Source organism: Streptosporangium sp. NPDC000509 (genome assembly GCF_042898365.1).
Taxonomy (GTDB): domain Bacteria; phylum Actinomycetota; class Actinomycetes; order Streptosporangiales; family Streptosporangiaceae; genus Streptosporangium.
Map to the genome: position 1 here is coordinate 295,745 of NZ_JBIAYX010000001.1, position 23,599 is coordinate 319,343.

22 protein-coding genes are annotated in these 23,599 nt (G+C 71.7%); 8 read left to right on the forward strand and 14 right to left on the reverse strand.

Features of this window, described 5'->3' with window-relative positions; genetic code table 11:
* The first annotated feature begins 286 nt into the window (after positions 1-286).
* The 4 genes from ACFY3D_RS01050 to ACFY3D_RS01065 are packed head-to-tail and all read left to right on the forward strand — an operon-like array spanning position 287 to position 3,783.
* Complete coding sequence (locus ACFY3D_RS01050; RefSeq protein ID WP_389973281.1) at positions 287-1,339, forward strand: amino acid ABC transporter permease; 1,053 nt, start codon at positions 287-289, stop codon at positions 1,337-1,339.
* Positions 1,336-2,100 (forward strand): amino acid ABC transporter ATP-binding protein, encoded by a 765-nt coding sequence (locus ACFY3D_RS01055; protein ID WP_389973284.1) that lies wholly within the window; start codon positions 1,336-1,338, stop codon positions 2,098-2,100. The genes ACFY3D_RS01050 and ACFY3D_RS01055 overlap by 4 nt, the downstream gene beginning before the upstream one ends.
* 49 nt (positions 2,101-2,149) lie before the next feature.
* On the forward strand, positions 2,150-3,184 hold the full coding sequence (locus ACFY3D_RS01060) for an ABC transporter substrate-binding protein (protein ID WP_389973287.1): 1,035 nt from the start codon (positions 2,150-2,152) through the stop codon (positions 3,182-3,184).
* Positions 3,181-3,783: a GNAT family N-acetyltransferase gene (locus tag ACFY3D_RS01065; protein WP_389973290.1), complete on the forward strand. Its 603-nt coding sequence runs from the start codon at positions 3,181-3,183 to the stop codon at positions 3,781-3,783. Before ACFY3D_RS01060 ends, ACFY3D_RS01065 begins: the two co-directional genes overlap by 4 nt.
* Here ACFY3D_RS01065 and ACFY3D_RS01070 read toward each other — a convergent pair.
* Together ACFY3D_RS01070 and ACFY3D_RS01075 are read right to left on the reverse strand one after the other, a co-directional pair.
* The gene (locus tag ACFY3D_RS01070; protein WP_389973293.1) at positions 3,780-5,552 is read right to left on the reverse strand and encodes an ABC transporter ATP-binding protein; all 1,773 of its coding nucleotides are present in this window, start codon (positions 5,550-5,552) and stop codon (positions 3,780-3,782) included. The two genes, ACFY3D_RS01065 and ACFY3D_RS01070, sit on opposite strands and share 4 nt — an antisense overlap.
* An 82-nt stretch (positions 5,553-5,634) precedes the next feature.
* Positions 5,635-7,437, reverse strand: coding sequence for an ABC transporter ATP-binding protein (locus ACFY3D_RS01075; protein ID WP_389974333.1), 1,803 nt, complete (start codon positions 7,435-7,437; stop codon positions 5,635-5,637).
* Between the two features lie 153 nt (positions 7,438-7,590).
* Between ACFY3D_RS01075 and ACFY3D_RS01080 the strand changes: the two genes are divergently transcribed.
* The 4 genes from ACFY3D_RS01080 to ACFY3D_RS01095 all read left to right on the forward strand — a co-directional run bounded on the left by ACFY3D_RS01080 (position 7,591) and on the right by ACFY3D_RS01095 (position 11,090).
* Positions 7,591-8,220, forward strand: coding sequence for a TIGR03085 family metal-binding protein (locus ACFY3D_RS01080; protein ID WP_389973296.1), 630 nt, complete (start codon positions 7,591-7,593; stop codon positions 8,218-8,220).
* Positions 8,221-8,509: 289 nt separating this feature from the next.
* Positions 8,510-8,671, forward strand: a complete 162-nt coding sequence (locus ACFY3D_RS01085; protein ID WP_344744406.1) for a hypothetical protein — start codon at positions 8,510-8,512, stop codon at positions 8,669-8,671.
* 349 nt (positions 8,672-9,020) lie between these two features.
* Positions 9,021-9,617, forward strand: coding sequence for a putative Ig domain-containing protein (locus ACFY3D_RS01090; protein ID WP_389973299.1), 597 nt, complete (start codon positions 9,021-9,023; stop codon positions 9,615-9,617).
* Positions 9,618-9,713: 96 nt separating this feature from the next.
* On the forward strand, positions 9,714-11,090 hold the full coding sequence (locus tag ACFY3D_RS01095) for a glutamine synthetase family protein (protein ID WP_389973302.1): 1,377 nt from the start codon (positions 9,714-9,716) through the stop codon (positions 11,088-11,090).
* Positions 11,091-11,626: 536 nt separating this feature from the next.
* On the opposite strand, the gene ACFY3D_RS01100 is transcribed toward ACFY3D_RS01095, so the two are convergent.
* The 12 genes from ACFY3D_RS01100 to hisD form a co-directional block, all read right to left on the reverse strand.
* A complete protein-coding gene (locus ACFY3D_RS01100) occupies positions 11,627-12,187 on the reverse strand; it encodes an OmpA family protein (protein ID WP_389973305.1) in 561 nt (186 codons plus the stop codon).
* Positions 12,171-12,806, reverse strand: a complete 636-nt coding sequence (locus ACFY3D_RS01105) for a hypothetical protein (protein WP_389973308.1) — start codon at positions 12,804-12,806, stop codon at positions 12,171-12,173. Before ACFY3D_RS01105 ends, ACFY3D_RS01100 begins: the two co-directional genes overlap by 17 nt.
* A 77-nt stretch (positions 12,807-12,883) precedes the next feature.
* The gene (locus ACFY3D_RS01110; protein ID WP_389973311.1) at positions 12,884-15,844 is read right to left on the reverse strand and encodes a BTAD domain-containing putative transcriptional regulator; all 2,961 of its coding nucleotides are present in this window, start codon (positions 15,842-15,844) and stop codon (positions 12,884-12,886) included.
* Positions 15,841-17,580, reverse strand: a complete 1,740-nt coding sequence (locus tag ACFY3D_RS01115; protein ID WP_389974336.1) for a protein kinase — start codon at positions 17,578-17,580, stop codon at positions 15,841-15,843. Before ACFY3D_RS01115 ends, ACFY3D_RS01110 begins: the two co-directional genes overlap by 4 nt.
* 109 nt (positions 17,581-17,689) lie before the next feature.
* Positions 17,690-18,460 carry an imidazole glycerol phosphate synthase subunit HisF gene (gene hisF, locus ACFY3D_RS01120; RefSeq protein WP_350950337.1) on the reverse strand — a complete coding sequence of 257 codons (771 nt, stop codon included), beginning with the start codon at positions 18,458-18,460 and terminating at the stop codon, positions 17,690-17,692.
* Between the two features lie 64 nt (positions 18,461-18,524).
* On the reverse strand, positions 18,525-19,256 hold the full coding sequence (gene priA, locus ACFY3D_RS01125) for a bifunctional 1-(5-phosphoribosyl)-5-((5-phosphoribosylamino)methylideneamino)imidazole-4-carboxamide isomerase/phosphoribosylanthranilate isomerase PriA (protein WP_362506854.1): 732 nt from the start codon (positions 19,254-19,256) through the stop codon (positions 18,525-18,527).
* Between the two features lie 4 nt (positions 19,257-19,260).
* Entirely contained in the window at positions 19,261-19,602 is a 342-nt protein-coding gene (locus ACFY3D_RS01130; RefSeq protein ID WP_350950339.1) for a hypothetical protein, read from the reverse strand.
* A gap of 18 nt (positions 19,603-19,620) precedes the next feature.
* Positions 19,621-20,256 carry an imidazole glycerol phosphate synthase subunit HisH gene (hisH, locus tag ACFY3D_RS01135; protein ID WP_389974339.1) on the reverse strand — a complete coding sequence of 212 codons (636 nt, stop codon included), beginning with the start codon at positions 20,254-20,256 and terminating at the stop codon, positions 19,621-19,623.
* Positions 20,253-20,408, reverse strand: a complete 156-nt coding sequence (locus ACFY3D_RS01140) for a hypothetical protein (RefSeq protein WP_362895348.1) — start codon at positions 20,406-20,408, stop codon at positions 20,253-20,255. The genes hisH and ACFY3D_RS01140 overlap by 4 nt, the downstream gene beginning before the upstream one ends.
* Before the next feature lie 55 nt (positions 20,409-20,463).
* The gene (gene hisB / locus ACFY3D_RS01145; protein ID WP_386211821.1) at positions 20,464-21,078 is read right to left on the reverse strand and encodes an imidazoleglycerol-phosphate dehydratase HisB; all 615 of its coding nucleotides are present in this window, start codon (positions 21,076-21,078) and stop codon (positions 20,464-20,466) included.
* Between the two features lie 5 nt (positions 21,079-21,083).
* Entirely contained in the window at positions 21,084-22,154 is a 1,071-nt protein-coding gene (locus tag ACFY3D_RS01150) for a histidinol-phosphate transaminase (RefSeq protein ID WP_389973315.1), read from the reverse strand.
* 67 nt (positions 22,155-22,221) lie between these two features.
* Complete coding sequence (hisD, locus tag ACFY3D_RS01155; protein ID WP_389973318.1) at positions 22,222-23,529, reverse strand: histidinol dehydrogenase; 1,308 nt, start codon at positions 23,527-23,529, stop codon at positions 22,222-22,224.
* Between the last annotated feature and the right edge of the window lie 70 nt (positions 23,530-23,599).

Genomic DNA, 23,599 nt, shown 5'->3' on the forward strand with positions numbered 1-23,599 from the left:
CGTGGGGCCCGCCTCCGCCCTGCTTCTACCGCGCCCTGAGCTGGATAGTCCTTCCCGAACGCCCCTTTTTCTCCGAGGCGATCCACCTCGACAAAAACCTACTAAACAAGTAGGTCTTGACGGGATTGTGAACGTGTGTTGAAGTGATGCCGTGAGCCCATGGCTCCGGTCGGCGACAGGCGAGCGCGTCGCCTCCGCCGCACCCACCCATGCCCACATCACCGCCCGCCTCGCGCGGAGCACGCCCCCGCCCCACCCGGTACGACCAGCCAGAAAGGCCTCAGCCATGCCCGTCGAACTTCCAGACGCCGACGGCGGTGAGACGCACGACTCCCCCGCGGCCGTCGCGAAGGCCCCACCGTCGGCGGGCGGCCGGGGGCGCACGCCTCTCGGGTACGCGTGGAGCCGGGCGCGTCTCGTCCCCGCGTCCGCCCCCGGCGGGTCCGTCGCGATCCGATCCGCCGCTCCCCCCGCCGACGGAACCCCGGGCGGCAGGGCGGACGCCGAGGCCGGCGAGCCCTCCCTGAAGGTGGTCGCCACCCGCCACCCCGGGCGGTGGGTGGCGGCCCTGGGCGTCGCGGTGCTGCTCGCCATGGCCGTCAGCGCGCTTCTCACCAATCCCGCCTGGGAGTGGGAGGTGGTCGGGGAGTACCTGTTCGCGCCCTCCGTGCTGCGGGCGGTCGTGTTCACGCTGGAGCTGACCGCGCTGGGAATCGTCTTCGGTTTCCTGCTCGGCACGGTCCTGGCGCTCATGCGGCTGTCGGGAAACCCGCTGCTCAACTCGGTCGCCTGGGGCTACATCGCCCTGTTCCGATCGGTGCCGCTGATCCTGCAGTTGCTGTTCTGGTACAACCTCGCCCTGCTGTACCCGAGGATCTCCTTCGGCGTGCCGTTCGGCCCGGCCTTCTTCGACATCGGGACGATGGACCTGATCGGCCCGGTCACCGCCGCCGCGCTCGGCCTCGCCCTGCACCAGGCCGCCTACGCCGCCGAGATCGTCCGGGCGGGGCTGCTCTCGGTGGACCACGGCCAGCGGGAGGCCGCCTCCGCGCTGGGCATCCCCAGGAGCAGGCAGCTGTTCCGGATCATCCTGCCGCAGGCCATGCGGTCGATCGTGCCGACCGCGGGCAACGAGGTCATCGGCCTGGTCAAGGGCACCTCGGTCGTCTACATCATGGCCCTGCCCGAGCTCTCCTACCAGGTCCAGGTGATCTACAACCGCAACGGCAGGGTGATCGCCCTGCTGCTGGTGGCGACCGTCTGGTATCTCGCCATGACCTCCGTGATGTCCCTCGCGCAGCACTACATCGAGCGGCACTACGGCAGGGGCCGCGCATGAGCGCCGCGATGGTCGAACTGCGGGGGGTGCGCAAGAGCTTCGGGTCGCTGGAGGTGCTGCGCGGCGTCGACCTGCGGGTCGCGCCGGGCGAGGTCACGGTGATCCTGGGGCCCTCGGGGTCGGGGAAGTCCACGCTTCTGCGTACCGTCAACCACCTGGAGAAGGTGGACAGCGGGTCGGTGAGCGTCGACGGCGAACTGGTCGGCTACCGCAGGTCCGGGGACAGGCTGTACGAGCTGCCCGAGCGCGAGATCCTCCGGCAACGGACCCGGATCGGCTTCGTCTTCCAGAACTTCAACCTCTTCCCGCACCTGACCGTGCACCAGAACGTCACCGAGGCGCCCCTGTCGGCCCAGCGCAGGCCGAAGACGGAGGTGGACGCGCTGGCGACCCGGCTGCTCGAGCGGGTCGGGCTCTCCGACAAGGCGCACTCCTACCCCCGCAAACTCTCCGGCGGCCAGCAGCAGCGGGTGGCCATCGCCCGCGCCCTCGCCCTGGAGCCCAAGGTCATCCTCTTCGACGAGCCGACGTCCGCGCTCGACCCCGAGCTCGTCGGCGAGGTGCTCGACGTGGTGAAGGGCCTCGCCGGGAGCGGCACCACCATGATCGTCGTCACCCACGAGGTCGGCTTCGCCCGCGAGATCGCCGACACCGTCGTCTTCATGGACGAGGGCCGGATCGTCGAGCGGGGCACCCCCGCCGAGGTGCTGGAGGCCCCCCGGCACGAGCGCACCCGCCTCTTCCTCAGCAAGGTCCTCTGACCCCCTCATGCAGCCCCGTCCCCACCACCCGATCCCAGCAAGGACCGACATGTCGCCCATATCGAGACTCGCCCCAGTCGTCGCCGCCCTGCCTCTCCTGCTCGCCGCCGCCTGCGGCGGTGCCGAGACCTCGTCCGGCACGACGGACAGGACCGTGTCCTCGGCGTCCTCGGCGTCCTCGGCGTCCTCGGCAGCTCCGGCCGCCGCCGCCCCCTCGGAGACCGGTGGCGCGAAGATCAACACCTCTCCCGAGCAGAACCGCGTCCGCGCCGACAAGGTCGAGGAGATCGCCGCCAAGGTCCCCGAGGCGATCCGCGCCAAGGGCTCGCTCACCGCCGGGTTCAACGGCGAGGGCTCGCCGCCCCTGGTGTTCCTGGCCGACGACGACACCACCCTGATCGGCGTGGAGACCGACCTCGCCCACCTGATCTCCGATGTGCTGGGCCTGCCGCTGAAGGAGGAGAACACCTCATGGGAGAACCTGTTCCTCGCGGTCAAGTCGGGCAAGTATGACCTGGTGCTCAACAACGTCACGGTGACGGAGGAGCGCAAGGACATCTACGACTTCGCCACCTACCGGGTCGACCAGCTCGCCTGGCAGGTGGGCAAGGACAGCCCGATCACCAAGATCGAGAAGGCCGCCGACATCGCCGGACTGAACGTCTCCGTCGGATCCGGCACCAACCAGGAGAAGATCCTGCTGGAGTGGGACGCGCAGAACCAGAAGGCCGGGCTCAAGGCCGCGAACATCCAGTACTACCAGAAGTACGGCGACGTCCTGCTCGCGCTGAAGTCCGGCCGCGTCCAGGCCTACCTCGGCCCGAACCCCTCCATCGCCTACCAGGTCGCGGTGGGCGGTGACAGCAGGATCGTCGGGACGCTCTCCGGCGGCGGATCGGTCGAGGGCCTGATCGCGGTGATGACCCTGAAGGGCAACGGCCTGGTCGAGCCGGTCAGCGAGGCGATCGACACGCTCATCGAGAACGGCAAGTACGCCGAGGTGCTCAAGCGGTGGGGCCTGGACAACGAGGCGCTCACCGCCTCGAAGATCAACCCGCCCGGCCTGCCGAGGCAGCCGAAGTGACGATCGACTCCGCGGGGCCCTCCGCCCCGTACACGAAACACGCCCCACCGGCACCGAGCGGGCACGCCACCGACGGGCACCTCAGGATCGCCCCCTTCGAAGTACGGCACGTCGCCGTCCGCGACCCGGCGGTCAGACCGCTCCTGGAGGACCTGCACGCCGAGTACACCGGCCGATACGGTCCCAACGACGAGATCAACCGCTATCCCGACGAGCGGTTCACCCCGGAACACGGCGGCGCGTTCCTCATCCTCGTCGAGCGCGGGCGGACCGTCGCCGGAGGCGCGTTCTTCCGTCACGACGAGGAGACCGCCGAGTTCAAACGGATCTGGACCCACCCCGGTCACCGCAGACGCGGCCTGGGGGTCGCCGTCGTACGGGAACTGGAGCGGGAGGCCGCACGGCAGGGCTACCGCCGGATCTACCTGACCACGGGGCCCCGGCAGCCCGAGGCGGCCGGGCTGTATCTCTCGACCGGATACAGCCCGCTCTACGACCTGGCCGCCGACCCCGAGACGGTCGGCCCCCACCCCTTCGAGAAGATCATCGAAGGATCGGCCCGAGACGCCGGTCGATCGGCGTCACGCGCGGAAACCTAGGAGCGAGCCGAGGAGACCCAGGAGGCGTGCAGGTCGGCGTAGACACCGGGCTCGCGGACCAGCTCGGCGTGCGGGCCGCGCTGCACGATCCGCCCCTTGTCGAAGACGAACACCTCGTCCGCCGCCTCGGCGGTGGAGAGCCGGTGGGCGATGGAGACGGCGGTACGGCCCCGCGTGGCGCCCTCCAGGGCGCGGGCCAGCCGCACCTCCGTCGCCGGGTCCACCGCGGAGGTGGCCTCGTCGAGCAGCAGCAGGTCGGGGTCGGCCAGGTAGGCGCGGGCGAGCGCGACGAGCTGGCGTTCGCCCGCCGACAGCGACTCACCACGCTGGCCGACCCTGGTCGACAGGCCCGCGGGCAGCCCCTCCAGCCAGTCGGCGAGCCCCAGCTCGGTCATGGCGAGCCGGATCTCCTCCTCGGTCGCCGAGGGGCGGCCGAAACCGATGTTCTCCCCCAGGGTGCCGTCGAACAGGAACCCGTCCTGCGGCACCATCACGATGCGGCTGCGCAGCGAGGAGAAGCGGACGTCGCGCAGGTCGTGGCCGTCGATCGTGATCCGCCCGGAGACCGGGTCCATCAGGCGGGTGAGCAGCTTGGCGAAGGTCGTCTTGCCGGAGCCGGTCTCCCCCACCACCGCGATCCGCGAGCGCGGCGGGATCCGCGCCGAGACCCCGTGCAGCACCGGCGCCCCTCCGGGATAGGAGAACCCCACGTCCTCGAAGGAGACCGAGATGGGACCGCGCGGCAGCTCGACACCGTCCTGGCCCGGGTCCGCGACGTCGGCGGGGGTGTCGAGCACGCCGAGGATGCGCCGCCATCCGGCCACGGCGTTCTGCGCCTCGTTGAGCACCTCGGTGGCGACCTGCATCGGCGAGACGAACAGCGTGATGAGGAACAGGAAGGCGACCAGGCGCCCCTCGGTGATGTCGCCCGCCAGCCCGAGCCGCACCCCGACCAGCACCACCGCGGCCAGCGCGACGGCGGCGACGATCTCGGTCAGCGGGAACACGGTCGCGACGATCCGCTGGGTGCGGGCCTGCGCCGCCTTGTTGGCGTCGATCGCGACGTCGAGCCGCTCCGCCGTACGGGCCTCCGAGCCGTGTGCCCTGATCACGGCCGCGCCCACGACCGACTCGCTCACGGCCGAGAGCATGTCGCCGGTGCGCTCGCGGACCCGCGTGTAGGCGCCGGAGAGCCAGCGCTGGAAGCGCGGCAGGACGACCATGAGCGGCAGGAAGCACGCCCACACCACCAGGGCGAGCTGCCAGGAGTAGACGAACATCAGCCCGGTGGCGACCAGGAGCTGCCCCAGGGCGATGATGATCATCAGCCCGCCCCACTGCATGAACACGCTGATCTGGTCGACGTCGCCGGTGACCCGCGAGACGAGGGCGCCGCGGCGCTCGGTGTTCTGGGTGAGCACCGACAGGTCGTGCACGTGCCGGAAGCCGCGCACCCTGAGCGTGGCGAGAGAGGACTCGGTCGCCTTGTAGAGGCGCACGTTCATCAGGTACGCGCACAGCGCGGTGAACGCCACAGCCGCGGCGCACAGCAGCACGGCGGTGCGGATGTAGGCCACGTCCGGGGCCGCTCCCTCGAGCCCCCTGTCGATGGTCTGCTGGACGGCGATCGGCACGATGATCTTGCCGGCCGTGGCGACCACGGCGAGCGCGAGCGTCCCGGCCAGCCCCTTGCGGAACTCCGGCGTGAGCGACAGGCCGTGCCTGACGGTGGCCAGCCCCGAGCGCTCGACCCCCTGGAACGAGCTCACCGGCACCGTCCTCCCAGCAGGCCCCGGCCCCGCTCGCCCCGCGTCGGCCCGGCGGGACGCTCCCTGAGCCGGTAGTGCTTCCTCACGCGCTGACCTCTTCCTCTCGCTCGGCGTCGAGCGCCTCCCGCTCGGCGCCCTGGCGTTCGTAGGCGGTGACCAGGTTGCGGTAGCCCTCGCAGCGGGCGAGCAGCTCCGCGTGGCCGCCCCGGTCGACGACCCGGCCGTGGTCGAGGTAGACGACCTCGTCGGCCAGGGCGATGGTCGCCATCCGGTAGGCGATGACGACCACGGTGGAGACCTGGGCCGCGTCCCGCAGCCCGTACAGGATCCTCGCCTCGACCTGCGGGTCGACGCTGGAGGTGGCGTCGTCGAGCACGAGCAGCCGCGGGCGGCGCACCAGCGCGCGGGCCAGGGCGATCCGCTGGCGCTGGCCGCCCGACAGGCTGGTGCCGCGCTCGCCGACCCGGGTGTCCAGCCCCGAGGGCAGCGCGCTGACGAACCCCTCGGCCTGCGCCAGGCGCAGCGCCGCCCAGACCTCCTCGTCGCCGACCTCCAGGCCGAGGGTGACGTTGCCGCGTACGGTGTCGTCGAACAGGAACGTCTGCTGCGGCACCAGCGCCACCGCGTCGCTCACCCCGTTCCTGGCGACGTCGCGCAGATCCGTGCCGTCCACGAGCACCACGCCCTCCGCCGGGTCGACCAGGCGGACGAGGGTCTGGGCGAGTGTCGACTTGCCGGACCCGGTGGGGCCGACCAGGGCGACGGTGCGGCCGGAGGCGACCTCCAGGCTCACGTCGCGTAGGACGGGGAACTCCCCGTCGCCGTAGGCGTAGCCGAGGCCGCGGACCTCCAGCCTGGCCGGTTCCGTGCTGGGCAGCTCGACGGCGCCGTGCTCCATGGAACCGGTGGCCTCGAGCACGGCCTGGATCCGCTCGTAGCCGACGACGGCGCGGGGCAGCTCGGCGAGTACCCAGCCCAGCGCGCGGATCGGGAAGGCCAGCAGGGTGAACAGGTAGGCGACCTGGACGAGCACCCCGGAGCCGATCGCGCCGCTCTCCAGCCGCATCGCGCCGATCAGCAGCACGGCGAGCACGCCGAGGGTGGGCAGCGCCTCAAGCAGCGGGTCGAACAGGCCGCGGACCCGGCCCACGGCGATGTTGGCGTCGCGCAACTCCTCGGCCTTGGCCAGGAACCTCGCGGTCTCCTCGTCCTCGCGGCCGAGGGTCTTGACGACCAGGGCGCCGTCGAAGCTCTCGTGGGCGATCTCGCTGACCTCGGCGCGCAACTGCTGCGCGCGGGTGGCGAGCGGGTTCAGTCTGCGCTGGTAGATCAGGTTGAGCACGGCGATCGCGGGAAAGACCAGGAAACCGACGAGGGCGAGGATCGGATCGGTGATCACCATGGCGACGGCGGCGGTGACCAGCATCACGACCACGCCGACCGCCATCGGCAGCGGGGCGAGCGGCGCCCAGGCGGCCTCCACATCGGACCCGGCGTTGGACAGCAGCTGCCCGGTCGGGTGCCTGTGGTGCCAGGCCAGGGGAAGCCTCAGATACTGGCGGGTGACGTCCCGGCGGGAGCGTGCCTGCATCCGATACTGCATGACCCCGGCGAAATACCGCCGTCCCGCCACACCCAGCGCCTTGATCAGGGACGCCCCCATGATCAGGAGCGCGCCGACGGCGAGGGTGCCCGTCGTGATCTGCCCGTCCCTGAAGGCGGGGAGCACGACATGGTCGGTGGCCCAGCCCAGCGCCCACGCCGAGGCGACGGTCATCACGCCGTACAGGGCACTGGACAGCACCGCGGCGGAGAAGATCGGCTTCTCCGCCCGAACCGCCACCCCCAGGACCCCGAGTCCCTTACGCATGACTGCGCCGGTCATCTTGCTCGCCACGCGGGGGATGTCCTTTCGACGGGGGAACGTTGCTACCTAAGTCCCTATCACTGTGGATCAAGCGGTTATTCCCGAACCACCTTCGGCAATGTCACGCCCACCCCTCTGATCGCCCGCCCAACGACGTTGTCAGGACCACACATGCACTACGCCCGCACCGAACGAGCCGCGCTCAGCGACCTGTTCACCCGGCTCGGCCCGGACGCTCCCACCCTCTGTGAGGGCTGGACCACCTTCGACCTCGCCGCCCACCTCGTCGTCCGCGAACGCCGCCCCGACGCCGCCGGAGGAATCCTCCTCAAGCCGCTGGCCGGGCACACCGCCAGGGTGCAGGAGTCCATGAAGACCAGGAAGGGGTACGCGGGCCTCGTCGAGCTCGTACGCTCCGGCCCCGGGGGCCCCTACCGCCTGCCCGGCCTGGACGAGGCGGCCAACACCACGGAGTTCTTCGTCCACCACGAGGACGTACGGCGGGCACAGCGGGTCTGGGAGCCGCGGGAGCTGCCCGCCGAGTTGGAGGAGCGGTTCTGGAAGCAGATCCACCGGGGCGCCCGGCTGTTCCTGCGCCGCGCCCCCGTCAAGGTCGTCCTGCACCGCGTCGGCGGCGGCACGGCCGTCGGCGGCGCCAAGGAGGGGCCCCAGGTCGAGGTGACGGGCACGGCCGGGGAGCTGCTGCTGTTCTGCTTCGGGCGCCAGTCCCACGCCAAGGTGACCGTGAACGGTGACGACGAGGCGGTGGCCCGGCTGATGGACGCCTCCCTGGGCGTCTGAGGGAAACGTGGAGCCGATCACCGGGCGGGCAAAGACGCTCCCCGGGATCGGCGTACGAGCGGCGCCGATCTAGCCCTACCGGTATACCTGGCAGTGAAGATTGGACAGGAGCGCCTCGCGACCCCACGATGGCGAGTGTGACCTATGCCAAACTCCCGACCAGACCACGGTTTGCTTCCGCGGGACGGGTATGATCATCGAAAATCCGGGAGCCACCCGGGCCGCAGATGCCAATGATCGATAAAATTCGGGTATATACGGCTGGGATTGGAACTGCCAGGAGGCCCCCATGCAGGTAAAGAAGATCCTCACCTACCTCGCGGTAGCTTTCGTGGTCTTCTATCTGTTCACCAAGCCCGCCGAGGCGGCGAGCGCGGTCAACGGAGTCTTCGACGGGATCATCAGGGGAGCAGACCAATTGGCTCTGTTCTTCACCCGCGTGCTCACCTAACCACCCGGCGGGTCCCCTCCCGCCCCTAACCGCGCCACCCGCGTTCCCGTCTGATCCACAGGGGAGCGCACACCCCCCGCCTCGAAAGTCATGCCGTCGGCCCCGCCGATCCCGGAAACGTATCGCGACGGTCGCCGGAAACCGCCCGCCCCCACGAGGTCCCCCTCGCACCCCGCCGCCCGAAGCCGCGCGGCCCCACCGTACAGAGTGGTACGGAACCAGGGTGGTGCCCGTACGACGAACGTCCTGACCCGATCATGGGTGACCACGGAAGACATCACGGCACTCCCTTGATGATCTTTCCTGCACCCTGGGTGGGAAATCCGTTTCTCGTACGGGGGATCGTTTCATGCACGGCAGGCAGAGGTTCCCCGGGCTCGGGGCGATCATCGCGGGAGCCGTCACGTGCGGCGTGCTGGCGACCCCGGGAGTCGCCTTCGCGACCCCGACACCGGACCCCATGCCGGCACCCCCCTCCCCCCAGATCACCGTCCGAGCCCCCGCCACCGAAGCTCCGAGCGGCACGGAAGCGCAGGGAAGCCCGGCAGGCATAGAGGCGTCGGAGAGCTCAGGGAGCACGAAAGGCCCCTCCTCCCTCTCGCCCCACCCCCTCCTCGGCCACTTCGGCACCGCCGTCGACCGGCCGCTGACAGGAAGGATCACCCTGGCCAACCCGACCGGCGAGAGGCTCTCCTTCAAGGTGACCAGCCCCACCCTGCTTCCCGCCGGGATCACGCTCGACGCCGACGGCCTGCTCGGCGGCACCTCCCGGATACCGGGCACCTGGACGGTCCCGGTCGAGGCCTGCGTTCCCTCCGGCGGGTGCACCGCCGGCACGGTGACGATCACCGTCACCTGCCGCTGCGCCGACTCACCCCCCGCACCCCTCCCCCCGTCGAGCTCCCCCTGCTCCGACAACGGCACCGCCGACGTACTCACCACATAACCGCGGACCGTAACCCCACGACCTCCCCGGAGCATCCCGGAGGCTCTCCCTCCCCAGAGGACGTATCGCGCAGGAGGCATAGGAGATCACCAGACGATGACCACTCCTCACACGCTCGGCGCCGCGGCCCTTCGCGCCATCGAACGCGCCGACACCGAGGGCGTCGAACTCATCCGCTTCCTGTACGCCGACCACGGCGGCGTGATCAGGGGCAAGGCCACCTCCCGCCCCCGGCTCGCCGAGCGGCTCCACACCGGCATCGGCCACACCGTGGGGATGATGGCGATGAACATGCTCGACGAACTCCAGGACGTCGAGGGCCTCGGCCCCGTCGGGGAGGTCCGCCTCGTCCCCGACCCTGCCACGTTCGTCCACCTGCCCTACGCTCCCGGCAGCGCGGCCATGCTGGCGGACCTGCGCCAGGTCGACGGCTCCTCCTGGCCCGTCTGCCCGCGCACCTTCCTGCGCGAGGCCGTCGCCACCCTGGCCGCCGAGGGCCACACCCTCGTCGCCGCCTACGAACCCGAGTTCACCCTCGGCCGCCGCGTACCCGACCCCGAGGGCGGCCCGGATCGCCTCATCCCCGCCGACGACAGCCTGTGTTACTCCACCGTCGGCTTCAACCAGCTCCACGACTACACGATGGCCCTGGTCCACGCCCTGGAAAGACAAGGGCTGCGGCCCGAGCACTACCATCCCGAACTCGGCCACGGCCAGCACGAACTGTCGATCCGTCACGCCCCCGCCCTCCAGACCGCCGACAACCACGTCATCTACCGCGAGACGGTGAGAGGCGTCGCCACCCGCATGTCGATGTGGGCCTCCCTCGCCCCCAAACCCCTCGCCGACCAGCCCGGCAACGGCGCCCACCTCCACCTCTCCCTCTGGGACACCGCACTCCGCGCCAACACCTTCGCCGACCCCTCCGACCGCTACGGCATGTCGGCCACCGCCTATCACTTCATCGGCGGCCTGATCACCCACCTCCCCGCACTCACCGCCCTCACCTGCGGCTCGGTGAACAGCTTCCGGCGCCTGACCCCGAGATCGTGGTCGAGCGCGTACGCCTGCTACGGCATGGACAACCGCGAGGCGGCGGTGCGAATCTGCTCCCCCACGGGCCGCGACACCTCGGCCTCCGCCAACCTGGAGCTCAAGCCCTCCGACTCCTCGGCCAACCCCTACCTGTCGCTGGGCGCCGTCATCCACGCGGGCCTGGACGGCATCCGCCGCGGCCTCGACCCCGGCGACCCCGTCAACGTCGACCCCGCGACCCTCCCCTCCGGACGCGTCTCCCGCCTCCCCGCCTCCCTGGACGAGGCCCTGGACGCCCTGGAGTCCGACGACGTCCTCATGAACGCCCTCGGCCCCCTCCGCTCCTCCGCCTACCTGGCCGTCAAGCGCTCAGAGGCCAGAACCTTCGCCGCCCACGACGCCACCTTCGAACTGTTCCACCACTTCCGCGTCTTCTGACCCCTTTCAGGTCATCAGGTGATCAGCGAGGATTCCAACAAGAATCCGATCACCGAGCTCACCTCCAAAGGCAAAACGAATGCGCTCCTTTCCGCAGCGGCGCTTCAGCTACGGCGAGCGCCCAGGAAACCTCTCCGCACGAAGGCTTCAGCGCGGGAAAGCACCCTGGGCGGCCGGAAACGGAGCGACTACGGCCCGCACCCTCATGCGACGGAACCGCCGTGCGCGGAGGCGGGCCGGTGTTCCGGGCGGCTTATAAAAAAGCGCAACCCCGCGCGCCCGAGCAGGCCGGAGGCCTGAAGAACCAGACCCTCACCACGACGGCCGCCCGGAGCACCGGCCCGCCGCAGCGCGAACCCCGCGTACCGGCACAGGTCGGACGTAAACAGCCCTCCCAACCGCACCGGTTCGTTGACAAGGGCGAACCTCAGCACAGGAAGTCCCGACGTGCGGAAACCGCACCGTAGGACACGCCCAACCGCGAAACAGACAGCACGCACCCAACCGCGAAGCACCGCAGGAACCGCCCCCCAGCCTCACCCCCTGGCGGTGAACACGATCTCCACTCTCCGGTTCTTCGCCCGGTTCTCCTCCAGCGCCCGCCCCTGGACGACGTTGGGCACCCGGGGCCGCCTCTCGCCGAAGCCCTCGACCTGGAAGGTCACGCCCGTGAGTGTCCCCTGGAGTGCCTGCCGTACGGCCTGCGCCCGCCGAAGCGAGAGCGCGGCGTTGTAGGCGTCGTCGCCCTGGTCGTCGGTGTGTCCCTCGATCCCGACCGTCCCGCCCGCGGAGTCGGCCCGGACCTTCGCGGCGACCTGTCCCAGCCGTTGCTTCGCCCTCGAAGTCAGCACGGCCTTGTCGAGCGCGAACAGCACGTCGCTGGTGAGCGCCACGGTGACCTTCTCGCCCTGTCGCGATTCGCTCTCGGCGCCGTCGAGGGACTCCACCTCGGCGACGACGTCCTCGACGACCGCGACGACGTCCTCCACCTCGGCCACGGCGTCGTCGCCCGGATCCGCCCACGCGGCCGGTACGAAGCCCAGGACCAGGGCGAGCCCGAGTATCAGGGTCGTGAGGCGCTCAGGAGATCGGGACATCGGTGAACACACCCAGCACCTTGAGGTCCACATTGATCTTCGTGACGTCCGGCGGCGGGGCGGCGAACGTGGCGTGCAGGGGCAGCACCTCGCCGGCCTCGGTGAACACGTCGTAATCGGAGCACAGGCACTTGGCCCGGGGATACTTCCCGGTGCGCGCGACGACGTACCGCTTGCCGTTGACCGGGTCGACGAGGCTGATCCCGGCCACGGTCAGGCCGAGACCGCCCGGGGTGTCGCCCATGTCGCTGTTCATCTGCCACCGGTCGTCGCTGTTGTTGGTGACCTTCCAGGTCAGCGTGGACAGCCGGCCCTGGCGCTTGAGACCGGTGATCTCCACCGTCAGGTCCGCGCCGCTCGCCTTGACCTCCCTGCGGGCGATCACCCTCTCCTGCTCCGCGGGCGCGGGCTCACCGGGATCGCCGGTCGCCGTGGCCTCCGTGGCGTCAGCCGCACTCGTCGCCCGCCCCTCCTGCGAGTCCTGCGAGCCCCGCGACTCCTGCGAGACCGGCTGCCTTTCCTCGCCGCCGCCCCCCTGCTGCCCAGGAAGCATCCCGCAGCCGCTCAGCATCGCGGCCGTCACCGCCACGACCGCCACCGGCGTGGTCCCTCTTCGCATCCCGTACCGCCTCCGCCCGTTGTGGATCACATCGAGCCCGACCGTAGGAGATCCGCCTTCAGAAACCGTATAGCGCGCTATACGCGCAGGCCACGGCGCCGCGACACCTCACAGGCGAGCTCTTCGGCCTCGGCGAGGCCGTCCCTGTCGCCGAGAGCGTCAAACTCTCCCACAGCATCCGATACAGCACCAACCGCCCCATCCACCTCATCAAGATCTAAAAGCGCCGCCGCCAGAGTGAGCAGCGCCCGCCCGGCACCCCGGCGGTCCCCGTACTCGCGGAACGTCCCCAGCGCCTCCTCCACACCCCCGCGGGCGATGTCGGGCCGCCCCTCCGCCAGGGCCACCCTCGCCAGGAGCACCAGCCCCGCGGCCTCGGGGAGCCGGTCCCCCAGACGCCTGACCAGACCGAGACCGCGTTCGGCCCGCTCGCGCGCCTCGGCCACGCGCCGCCGCTCCAGGTGAAGCCCCGCGAGGTCGAGCGAGACGGCCGCCTCGCCGCGTGGATCGCCCAGTTCCCGGTAGACGGCGAGACTCTCGCGCAGCAGATCCTCGGCCTGCCGCGCCCCGCCCAGGGCACGCAGCGCATCGGCCCTGCCGCGCCGATCCCCCGCCGCCGAGAACGCGGCCAGACAGGCGATGAAACAGGCCTCCGCCTCCGGACGCCGCCCCTGGGCGAGACGTACCAGGCCGAGCCGGTGGCGGGTGCGGGCCACCTCGTGCGCCTCGGTGAGCGGAAGCGCCCGTCCGAGGGCATCGGCCGCCTCCTCCAGACGGCCCTCCGTACGGCGAAGGTCGGCCAGGGATCGCAGCAGCAGCGCCTCACCGTGGCGGTGGCCCGCGCGCCGGGCGGCCCGCAGGCCGAGTTCCACGACCGTGTTCCAGTCCTCGCGGTACGCGCCCAGCTCGAAGAACGGGGTCAGGTAGAAGGCGAGCCGCCAGGTCGCCTCGTCCAGGCCGGCCCGCTGGAGGTCGGCGACGGCCGCGACCAGGAACCCGCGCTCGGCGGCCAGCCAGCGGGCCGACTCCCGCAGCCGCGCGGTGTCCAGGTCCGCGGCCTGCTCCGCTGTACGGGCGACGGTCTGGCCGGACCCCGGCTCGGCGGGCAGCAGCAGCGTCCTCGCCCGCCGAGCGCGGTCGAGGATCTCCCCGCCGGCCGCGGCGAGGACCCGGGCGGGCGCTCCCTCCTCGGCCTCCAGGCGCTCGGTGGCATAAAGCCTGGTCAGGTCATGGAAGTCGTACCTCTCCTGACCGCTCGCGTCGAGCCCGCGCGAGCGCAGCAGACCCGCCTCGGCCAGTGCCTCCAGCAACCGCTCGGCGGGCGCCCCGAGAACGGCGGTGGCCGCCCACGGGGCGACGTGGGGCGCGGACAGCGCGCCGAGGCGGCGCAGCAGCAGGCGTTCGCGATCCGAGAGCGCGCGGTAGCCGAACGCCAGACTGCCGCGTACGGCCAGATCTCCCGCGCTGAGTTCGTCGAGGCGGCCACGCTCGTCCTCAAGGCGTCCGGCCAGATGCTCCAGCGTCCAGCCGGGCCGCCGTGCGAGCCTGGCCCCGGCGATCCTGAGCGCCAGCGGCAGTCCGCCGCACAACACCGCGATCCGCGCGGCCGCCCGTGGCTCGGCCCGCACCCGTCGTTCCCCCACCACCCGCGCGAGCATCTCCATGGACTCGTCGGTGTCGAACACGCCGAGTTCGAAGGCGCGCGCCGCCTCCAGGCCGGACAGCGGCGAGCGGCTGGTCACCAGCGTCAGGCAGCCGGGCCCCGAGGGCAGCAGCGGGCGCACCTGAGCGGCGTCGGCCGCGTCGTCCAGCACCACCAGCAGCCGCCGCCCGCTCACCAGGCTGCGGTACAGGCGCGTCCGCTCGGCCAGGTGAGCGGGAACCGCACCCTCGGGGCAGCCGAGTGAGCGCAGCAGGTCCTCCAGCACCGCGCCCGGCGTCCTGGCCCCGAGCGAGGCGTACAACCGTCCGCCGGGGAAGTCGAGCCCGCCGGCCGCGTGGACCGCCACCGCGGACTTGCCCGCCCCCGCGGGCCCGTGCAGCACCAGGTGGACGGGCGCGCTCCCCGCGGCGGGCACGGACCGGCGGATCCGGTCCAGGACGCGCTGGCGCCCGGTGAAGTCGGCGATGTCCGGCGGCGTCTCGTTCGGCACGACCCGCAAGGGGACACCCCCCGCCTTGTCAGGCACGATCTCGTTGGGCACGACCCGCACAGGGACACCCCCCGCCGTCTCATCAGGCACGATCTCGTTCGGCACGACCCGCACAGGAACACCTCCCGCCGACTCGCCAGGCACGATCCGCGCGAGGGCGTCCCCCCTCAGCACGCGCTCGTGTGCCCGGTTCAGCTCGGGACCCGGCTCAAGGCCGAGCTCTTCGACGAGCAGCCGCCGCGCCTCCCGGTAGGCGCTCAGCGCCTCCGACCGGCGCCCCGCCTGGCCGAGCGCGAGGACGAGCTGTGCCCAGGCCCGCTCCCGCAGGGGGTGCGAGGTCACGAGCGCGCGCAGTTCCCCCGTCACCTCCGCGCCACGGCCGAGCGCCACGTCCAGCTCGACGCGCTCTTCGAGCACGGTGAGCCGCAGTTCCTCCAGCGGTAGGGCGTACGCCCGCCGCAGTTCGGCCGAGTCGACGTCGGCCAGCGCGGGTCCCCGCCACAGGGCCAGGGCGGCACGCAGCTCGCCGGCCGCCTCCGCGCTCATGCCCGCGTCCCTGGCCCGCCGGCCCGCGGCCACCAGCCGCTCGAACCTGTGCGCGTCCACCTGCTCGGGGTCGGCGTCGAGGAGGTAGCCACCGGGCACGGTGCGGATCCCGTCGATGAGCTTGCGCAGCGCGCTCACGTACACCCGCAGCACCGGTTCCGCCGAGGCGGGCGGCTCCTCTCCCCACACCTCGGCGACCAGCCGCCCGACGGTCAGTGTCCGTCCCGGCCTCAGCAGCAGGGCGGCCAGAAGCGCGCGGTGCTTGGCGGGGCCGGGCGTCAGGTCACGCTCGCCCTCGACGACCCGCAGTGCTCCCAGCACCCCGAACCGCACGCTCACCCCTCCGCCGGGCGTACCTCGAACGACTGGAACCCGACCCGGACGGGTGTGGCCGTGTCCGGTGCCGCGTGGACGCCGACGGCTCCGGGGCCGTAGGGGTCCTGGGCGTCCTCGGTCTCCCCGACCGGCTCCTCGTTGAGCCACATGCCGAGGACGACCCGCTCGCCCTGCTGCGCGCATCGGGCGACGACCCGGTTGTCAGCGGATTTCCTCATCCGTACGGGTCCGTGCAGGACGACGCCCCGCCCGTCGTGCCGCTTGGTGATCGATGCCTCGCCCGAGGCGGTGACCGTGAACTCGTAGCGGTCTCCGGTATCGGCGTCGCCGCGACACCACACGCCGAACTCCCCTGAGCCTTCCCGTAGCCGCATCCTGGAGCTGACCACGACACCCCCGGCGGAACCCTCGGAGAAGGGGGCGGACTTCCACAGCCGCCATCCGGGATTGGCGGTCAGCAGGTAGACCCCGCCGTCCAGCTCGGTGCTGCCGCCGTTGGACGCGCCGACGGCCCACGACTCGGCGAAATCGGCACGGTACGGCGACGTGGGCGCGCCTGAACCGGCGTACAGCGTCACCCCGCTCACCAGGACCGCCACGAGCATGGCGACAGCCGCCCAGGGCCACCGCCGTCTTCTCGCGACCGTGACACCGGACCGTACGGGCTCCCCGGCCACAGCCGCTTCCCCGGACAGCGCCGATCCCCCCGGCGCACCCGGCCCCCCGACCACGGCCGGTTCCCCTGACGCGCCCGGCCTCCTGACCACGCCCGGTTCCCCTGACGCGCCCGGCCTCCTGACCACGCCCGGTTCCCCGGGCGCGCCCGATCCTCCCGTTGCACCCGGCTTCCCGGCCGTGCCCGGCCTCGCGGCCACCGCCGAGCCCTCCCGCAGCCCCGCTCCCCCAGGCGCGACCGGCCCCCCGCCCGCCCAGGCGCGCTCGACGACCTGACTCGCCGTCGCCGGGGTCGGCCGGCCGCCGACCAGCTCGTCCAGCAGCCGCTGGGCGCTCGGCCGCCGCGCGGGGTCCTTCGCCATCGCCCTCTCGACGACGGCGCGCACGCTCTCGTCGAGACCTTCGAGGTTCGGCCCGTCGCTGACGATCCGGTAGAGGACCTCGGACGGCGAGCCGCCGCCGAACGGCAACCGTCCCGTACCGGCGAACGCGATCACCCCGCCCCACGCGTACACGTCGGCCGCCGGCGTGAGCGGCTCGCCGCGCACCTGCTCGGGCGCCATGAACGCGGGGGTGCCCAGGATCGCCTGGCTGGCCAGGCTCTCGGTGTCGACGAGTTGCGCGATACCGAAGTCGATCACGCGCGGGCCGAGGGGCGAGAGCAGCACGTTCGACGGTTTCAGATCGCGGTGGATCACCCCGGCCCCGTGGATCGCGTGGAGGGCGGTGGCGATGCCGACCGCGAGCGCCTCCAGGTTGGCGCCGGTGAGCGGCCCCTGCTCGCGTACGGCCTGCGCCAGGTCGGGTCCCCTGACGTACTCGGTGACGAGGTAGGCGACGCCGTCCTCGACCCCGGCGTCGAGCACCGGGGCGGTGCAGAACCTCGCCACCCTGCGCGCCGCCGCCACTTCGCGGTCGAAGCGCCGCCGGAAGGCGGGGTCGCGGGCCAGGTGCGGATGGATCACCTTCACCGCGGCCAGGCTCCCCGCCGGGGTCGCGGCGAGGTGCACCACGCCCATGCCACCCCGGCCCAGCTCACGTCTGAGCGCGTAGCCGCCGATCATGTTCACCGGAGTCACCCTATGCCGTCAAATTCACGCACACCGGCATTTTGTACACCAAAGAACTCGGCTACCGGCTCCCTTCCGCGAGCCACGGCGAATCGGAACGACGTCAGCGGACCGGATGCCCCGCCACCCTCAGCGTCTCCTTGACATCGCCGATCTTGAGCTGCCCGAAGTGGAACACCGACGCCGCCAGCACCGCGTCCGCCCCCGCCTCGACCGCGGGCGGGAAGTCCTCGACGGCACCGGCCCCGCCGCTCGCGATGATCGGAACCGACACCTCGGCCCGTACGGCCCGGATCAGCTCCAGGTCGTAGCCGTGACGCGTGCCGTCACCGTCCATGGAGTTGAGCAGGATCTCCCCCACCCCGAGCTCCTCGCCCCGCCGGGCCCACTCCACCGCGTCGATGCCGGTGCCCCGGCGTCCGCCGTGCGTGGTCACCTCGAAACCGGACGGCGTCGGCGGGCCGTCGACGATCCTGCGGGCGTCCACCGACAGCACGATGCACTGCGCCCCGTAGCGCCGCGACGCCTCGGTCAGCAGCTCGGGCCTCGCGAGAGCAGCCGTGTTCAGGCTCACCTTGTCGGCTCCGGCCCGCAGCAGCCTGTCGACGTCCTCGACCGCGCGCACCCCTCCGCCCACGGTGAGCGGGATGAACACCTGCTCGGCCGTCCGGCTGACCACGTCGTACATCGTCGACCGGTCGGAACTGGAGGCCGTGATGTCCAGGAACGTCAGCTCGTCGGCCCCCTCCGCGTCGTAGCGACGGGCCAGCTCCACCGGGTCGCCCGCGTCGCGGAGGTTCTCGAAGTTGACGCCCTTGACCACCCGCCCGGCGTCCACGTCCAGGCAGGGGATCACTCGTACCGCGACAGTCATCGCGTTCCTTTCAGCGCGGAGACCCCCGCTTTGAGGTGCGGGAAGAAAGTCATCTGCGGCCCCCTCACGAACTCGCGGCGGCGACGGCGGCGAGGGCGTCTTCGAGGGTGAACTCCTGCGCGTACAGCGCCTTGCCCACGATGACCCCCTCGACACCGATCGGGACGAGTGAGGCCAGCGCGCGCAGGTCGTCCAGGGACGAGACGCCGCCGCTCGCGACCACCGGCGCGTCGGTGCGGGAGCAGACCTCACGGAGCAGGTCGAGGTTGGGGCCGCGCAGCGTGCCGTCCTTGGTGACGTCGGTGACGACGTAGCGGGAGCAGCCGTCCTTCTCCAGCCGGGCCAGCACCTCCCACAGGTCGCCGCCCTCCTGGGTCCAGCCCCGGGCGGCCAGCGTGGTCCCCCGCACGTCAAGGCCGATCGCGACCCGGTCACCGTACTCAGAAATGATCTTGGAACACCAGGCGGGGTTCTCCAGCGCCGCGGTGCCGATGTTCACCCGGCGGCAGCCGGTGGCCAGCGCGAGCTCCAGCGAGGCGTCGTCGCGGATGCCGCCGGACATCTCCACCTTCACGTCGAGCGCGCCGACCACGGTGGCGAGCAGCTCGCGGTTGCTGCCCCGGCCGAACGCCGCGTCCAGGTCGACCAGATGGATCCACTCGGCACCGGCCTCCTGCCAGGCGAGCGCCGCGGACAGGGGATCGCCGTACGACGTCTCGGTGCCGGCCGCACCCTGGACCAGGCGGACCGCCTGACCGTCGGCGACGTCCACGGCGGGGAGCAGCTCAAGCGTCATCTGTTCAAGACCTCCGGTCGAAGACAAGGGTGATGAGAAGCGGTAGCAACAACAAAGAGAGGACAAGCGCCCCGAACCGGGCCGCCCACGAGGACCACAACAACCAGACGATCACCTGGACGATCAGGAACAGCACCGCCGCGACACCGTTCTGCGTCCGGCGGCGGCGGGCCATGATGCCGCCCTGGGACACGATGCGCACGGGCCTGCCCGGCAGCAGCGCGACCACCCTGCCGACCCGCTCGCGCCGCCGCGCCAGGCGGGCCTCCCGCTCGGCGCGCAGAGCCGCCTGGCGTGCCTGCTCGGCCTCCCGCTCGGCTCTGCGCCTGGCCCGCTCCTTGCTCATCGAGAACTCACCGGACGCTCACGGGAGGGTCCCGAGCCAGTTCGTGAGCAGCTGAGCACCGGCGTCGCCCGACTTCTCCGGGTGGAACTGGGTGGCCGCGAGCGGGCCGTTCTCCACCGCCGCGACGAACGGCACACCGTGCTCGGCCCAGGTGACCAGCGGATCGGGGAAACCCGGTCCCGCCTCCAGCTCCCAGGAGCGCACGCCGTAGGAGTGCACGAAGTAGAAGCGCGTCTGGGCGTCGAGCCCGGCGAACAGCGCGGTCTCGGCGGGCGCCTTGACCGTGTTCCAGCCCATGTGCGGCAGGACCGGAGCGTCCAGACGCTCCACCGTGCCCGGCCACTCCCCGCACCCCTCGGAGGTGACGCCGTGCTCGACGCCCGTCTCGAAGAGGATCTGCATGCCGACACAGATGCCGAGGACCGGCCGCCCCGCCGACAGGCGTCGGCCGATGATCCGCTCACCCCGCACGGCGCGCAGCCCCGTCATGCACGCGGCGAACGCCCCCACCCCCGGCACGACGAGGCCGTCGGCCTCCAGCGCCGCCTCGTAGTCGGCCGTCACCGTGACCTCCGCCCCGACCCTGGCCAGCGCGCGCTCCGCGGAACGGAGGTTGCCCGAGCCGTAGTCGAGAACGGTCACCTTCTTCTTCACCACCAGAGCACCGCCGCCGTGGTCGCCAGGGCCGCGAGGGCGGCGAGCAGCACCGCGCCCTTCTTCAGACCCTGTTTGAGGAATGAGACGATCCCGCCGACGAGGAAGAGGGCCACGAAGGCCATCGCGACGGCCGTCCAGTTACCGGTCACCGGCGCCTCCCCCTCCCCCCGCGAGAAACCCCGCGAGAACCTCCGCGAGAGAAGGTCACAGCACGCCCTTCGTACTGGGCACCCCGGTGGCGCGCGGGTCGCGCTCGGAGGCCGCCCGCAACGCCCTGGCCAACGCCTTGAACTGCGCCTCCACGATGTGGTGGGCGTTGCGGCCGTACGGGACACGCACGTGCAGGCAGATCGCGGCCTGGGCGACGAACGACTCCAGGATGTGCCTGGTCATCGTCGTGTCGTACTCCGCACCGATCATGGGCGCCATGCCCTCGGGCTCGCTGTGCACGAGGTAGGGGCGTCCCGACAGGTCGACCGTGACCTCCGCGAGCGACTCGTCCAGCGGGCAGGAGGCGTTGCCGAACCTCCGCAGGCCCGACTTGTCGCCCAGCGCCTCGCGGAACGCCGCCCCCAGCGCGAGCGAGGTGTCCTCGATCGTGTGGTGGGCGTCGATGTGCAGGTCGCCCTCGGTCTTCACGGTCAGGTCGAACAGCCCGTGCTTGCCGAGCTGGTTCAGCATGTGGTCGAAGAACCCGACACCGGTGGACACCTCGACGTTCCCGGTGCCGTCGAGGTCGACCTCGACCAGCACCGAGGTCTCCTTGGTGACACGCTCGACGCGACCGCGACGCGGTGCGGCCACGACACCGTCAGTGATGCTGCTCACAGGATCTCCTCCAGGGCGGCGCGGAACGCCGCCATCTCCTCAGGGGTACCGATCGAAACTCTCAGCCATCCGGGCGGGCCCACCTCGCGGATCAGCACACCGCGCTCCAGCATGCCCCGCCACACCGCGTGCCGGTCCTCGAAGAGCCCGAACAGCACGAAGTTGGCGTCCGAGTCGGCGACCGTCAGCCCCCGGCCGCGCAACCACTCCACCGTGTCGTCCCGCTCGGCCCGCAGCGCGTCGACCGCGCCGAGCAGCTCGGCGCTGTGGGCGAGCGCGACCCGCGCCGCCGTCTGGGTGAGCGTGGACAGGTGGTACGGCAGTCGGACCAGCAGCAACGCCTCGATCACCGCCGGGTGGGCCGCCAGGTAGCCGAGCCGGGTCCCGGCCATGGCGAACGCCTTGGACATCGTCCGCGTGACGATCAGCCGGGGATTGTCCGGCAGCAGCGTCAGCGCCGACGGGGTGCCGGCGCGGGCGAACTCGAAGTAGGCCTCGTCCACCACCACCATGCCCGGCGCCGCCGCCACGATCGCGGCGATCACCGCCGGGTCCAGGGCGGTGCCGGTCGGGTTGTTGGGCGAGGTCAGGAAGACGACGTCCGGCCGGTGCTCCTCGATCGCGGCCACGGCCTTGCCCGGGTCGATCCCGAAGTCGTCCTCACGCGCCCCGGAGATCCACTCGGTGGAGGCCCCGGTGGTGATGATCGGGTGCATCGAGTAGGAGGGCTCGAAGCCCATCGCGACCCGGCCGTGGCCGCCGAAGGCCTGCAGGATCTGCTGGAGCACCTCGTTGGAGCCGTTGGCCGCCCAGACCTGCTCCACGGCCAGGCCGTGCCCCAGGTACGAGGCCAGATCCCCGCGCAGGGCGAGCGCGTCGCGGTCGGGGTAGCGGTTGAGCTCGCCCGCCTGGGCGCGTACGGCCTCGGCCAGGTCGGCGACGAGGGACGCGGAGGGCCCGTACGGGTTCTCGTTGGTGTTGAGCCTGACCGGGACGTCGATCTGGGGGGCACCGTACGGCGTGCGCCCCCGAAGGTCGTCGCGGATCGGCAGGTCTTCAAGCCTCACGCCGGGATCTCCCAGTCGAATCGTGCGCGGATCGCCGCGCGCCCTGTGAGCACGGGCCGGGAGGTCCTCACGAGGGCACCTCCCAGTCGAATCGTGCGCGGATCGCCGCGCCATGCGCCGGGAGGTCCTCGGTGTCGGCCAGCACGCACACGTGGGCGGCGGCACCGGCGAGGGCCTCGCGGCTGTAGTCCACGACGTGGATGCCGCGCAGGAACGTCTGCACCGACAACCCCGAAGAGTGGCAGGCACAGCCCCCGGTGGGCAGCACGTGGTTGGAACCGGCCATGTAGTCGCCGAGCGAGACCGGCGCGTAGGAGCCGACGAAGATCGCCCCCGCGTTGCGCACCCGGGCGGCGAGCTCGTGCGCCCCGGCGGCGTGGATCTCCAGGTGCTCGGCGGCGTAGGCGTCGACGACGCGCAGCCCGGCCTCCATGTCGTCGACGAGCAGGATGCCCGACTGACGTCCCGACAGGGCCTCGGTGATCCGTTCGGCGTGCTTGGTCGCGGCGACCTGGCGGGGCAGCTCCCGCTCGACGCCTTCCGCCAGCTCCACCGAGTCGGTGACGAGCACGGCGGCGGCGATCGTGTCGTGCTCGGCCTGGCTGATCAGGTCGGCGGCGACGTGCACCGGGTCGGCCGTGGAGTCGGCGAGGATCGCGATCTCGGTGGGACCGGCCTCGGAGTCGATGCCGATGCGCCCCTTGAGCAGGCGTTTGGCGGCGGCCACCCAGATGTTGCCGGGGCCGGTGACCATGGTGACCGGCGGGCACTCCTCGGTGCCGTACGCGAACATCGCCACCGCCGAGGCGCCGCCGGCCGCGTAGACCTCGTCCACGCCGAGCAGCGCGCACGCCGCCAGGATGGCCGGGTGCGGCAGCCCGCCGAACTCGCGCTGCGCGGGCGAGGAGACCGCGAGGGAGGGCACCCCCGCCTCCTGGGCGGGAACGACGTTCATCACCACGCTGGAGGGATAGACCGCCCGGCCGCCGGGGACGTACAGCCCCACGCGGTCGACGGGCACCCAGCGCTCCGTGACGGTGCCGCCGGGCACGACCTGGGTGGTGACGTCGGCGCGCCGCTGGTCGCGGTGGACGAGGCGGGCGCGGCGGATCGACTCCTCCAGCGCCGCCCGCACCTTCGGGTCGAGCCCTTCCAGTGCCCCGGCGATCGCCTCGGCGGGCACCCGGGTGGACTCCATCTCGACGCCGTCGAACCTGGCGGTCAGCTCGCGCACGGCGACCGCCCCGCGATGGCGTACGTCCTCGCAGATGGGCCGTACCTTCTCCAGGGCGGCTTCGACGTCGAGGTCGGCGCGGGGCAGCACGTCGCGAAGGTCCTCCGGCAGAGGGCCTCGCAGGTCGGTACGCGAAATCACCCGTTCAGTCTACGGAGGTCCGCCACCCGATATCGTCCTGTCCATTATCCGGACGGCGCCTTTACTATGT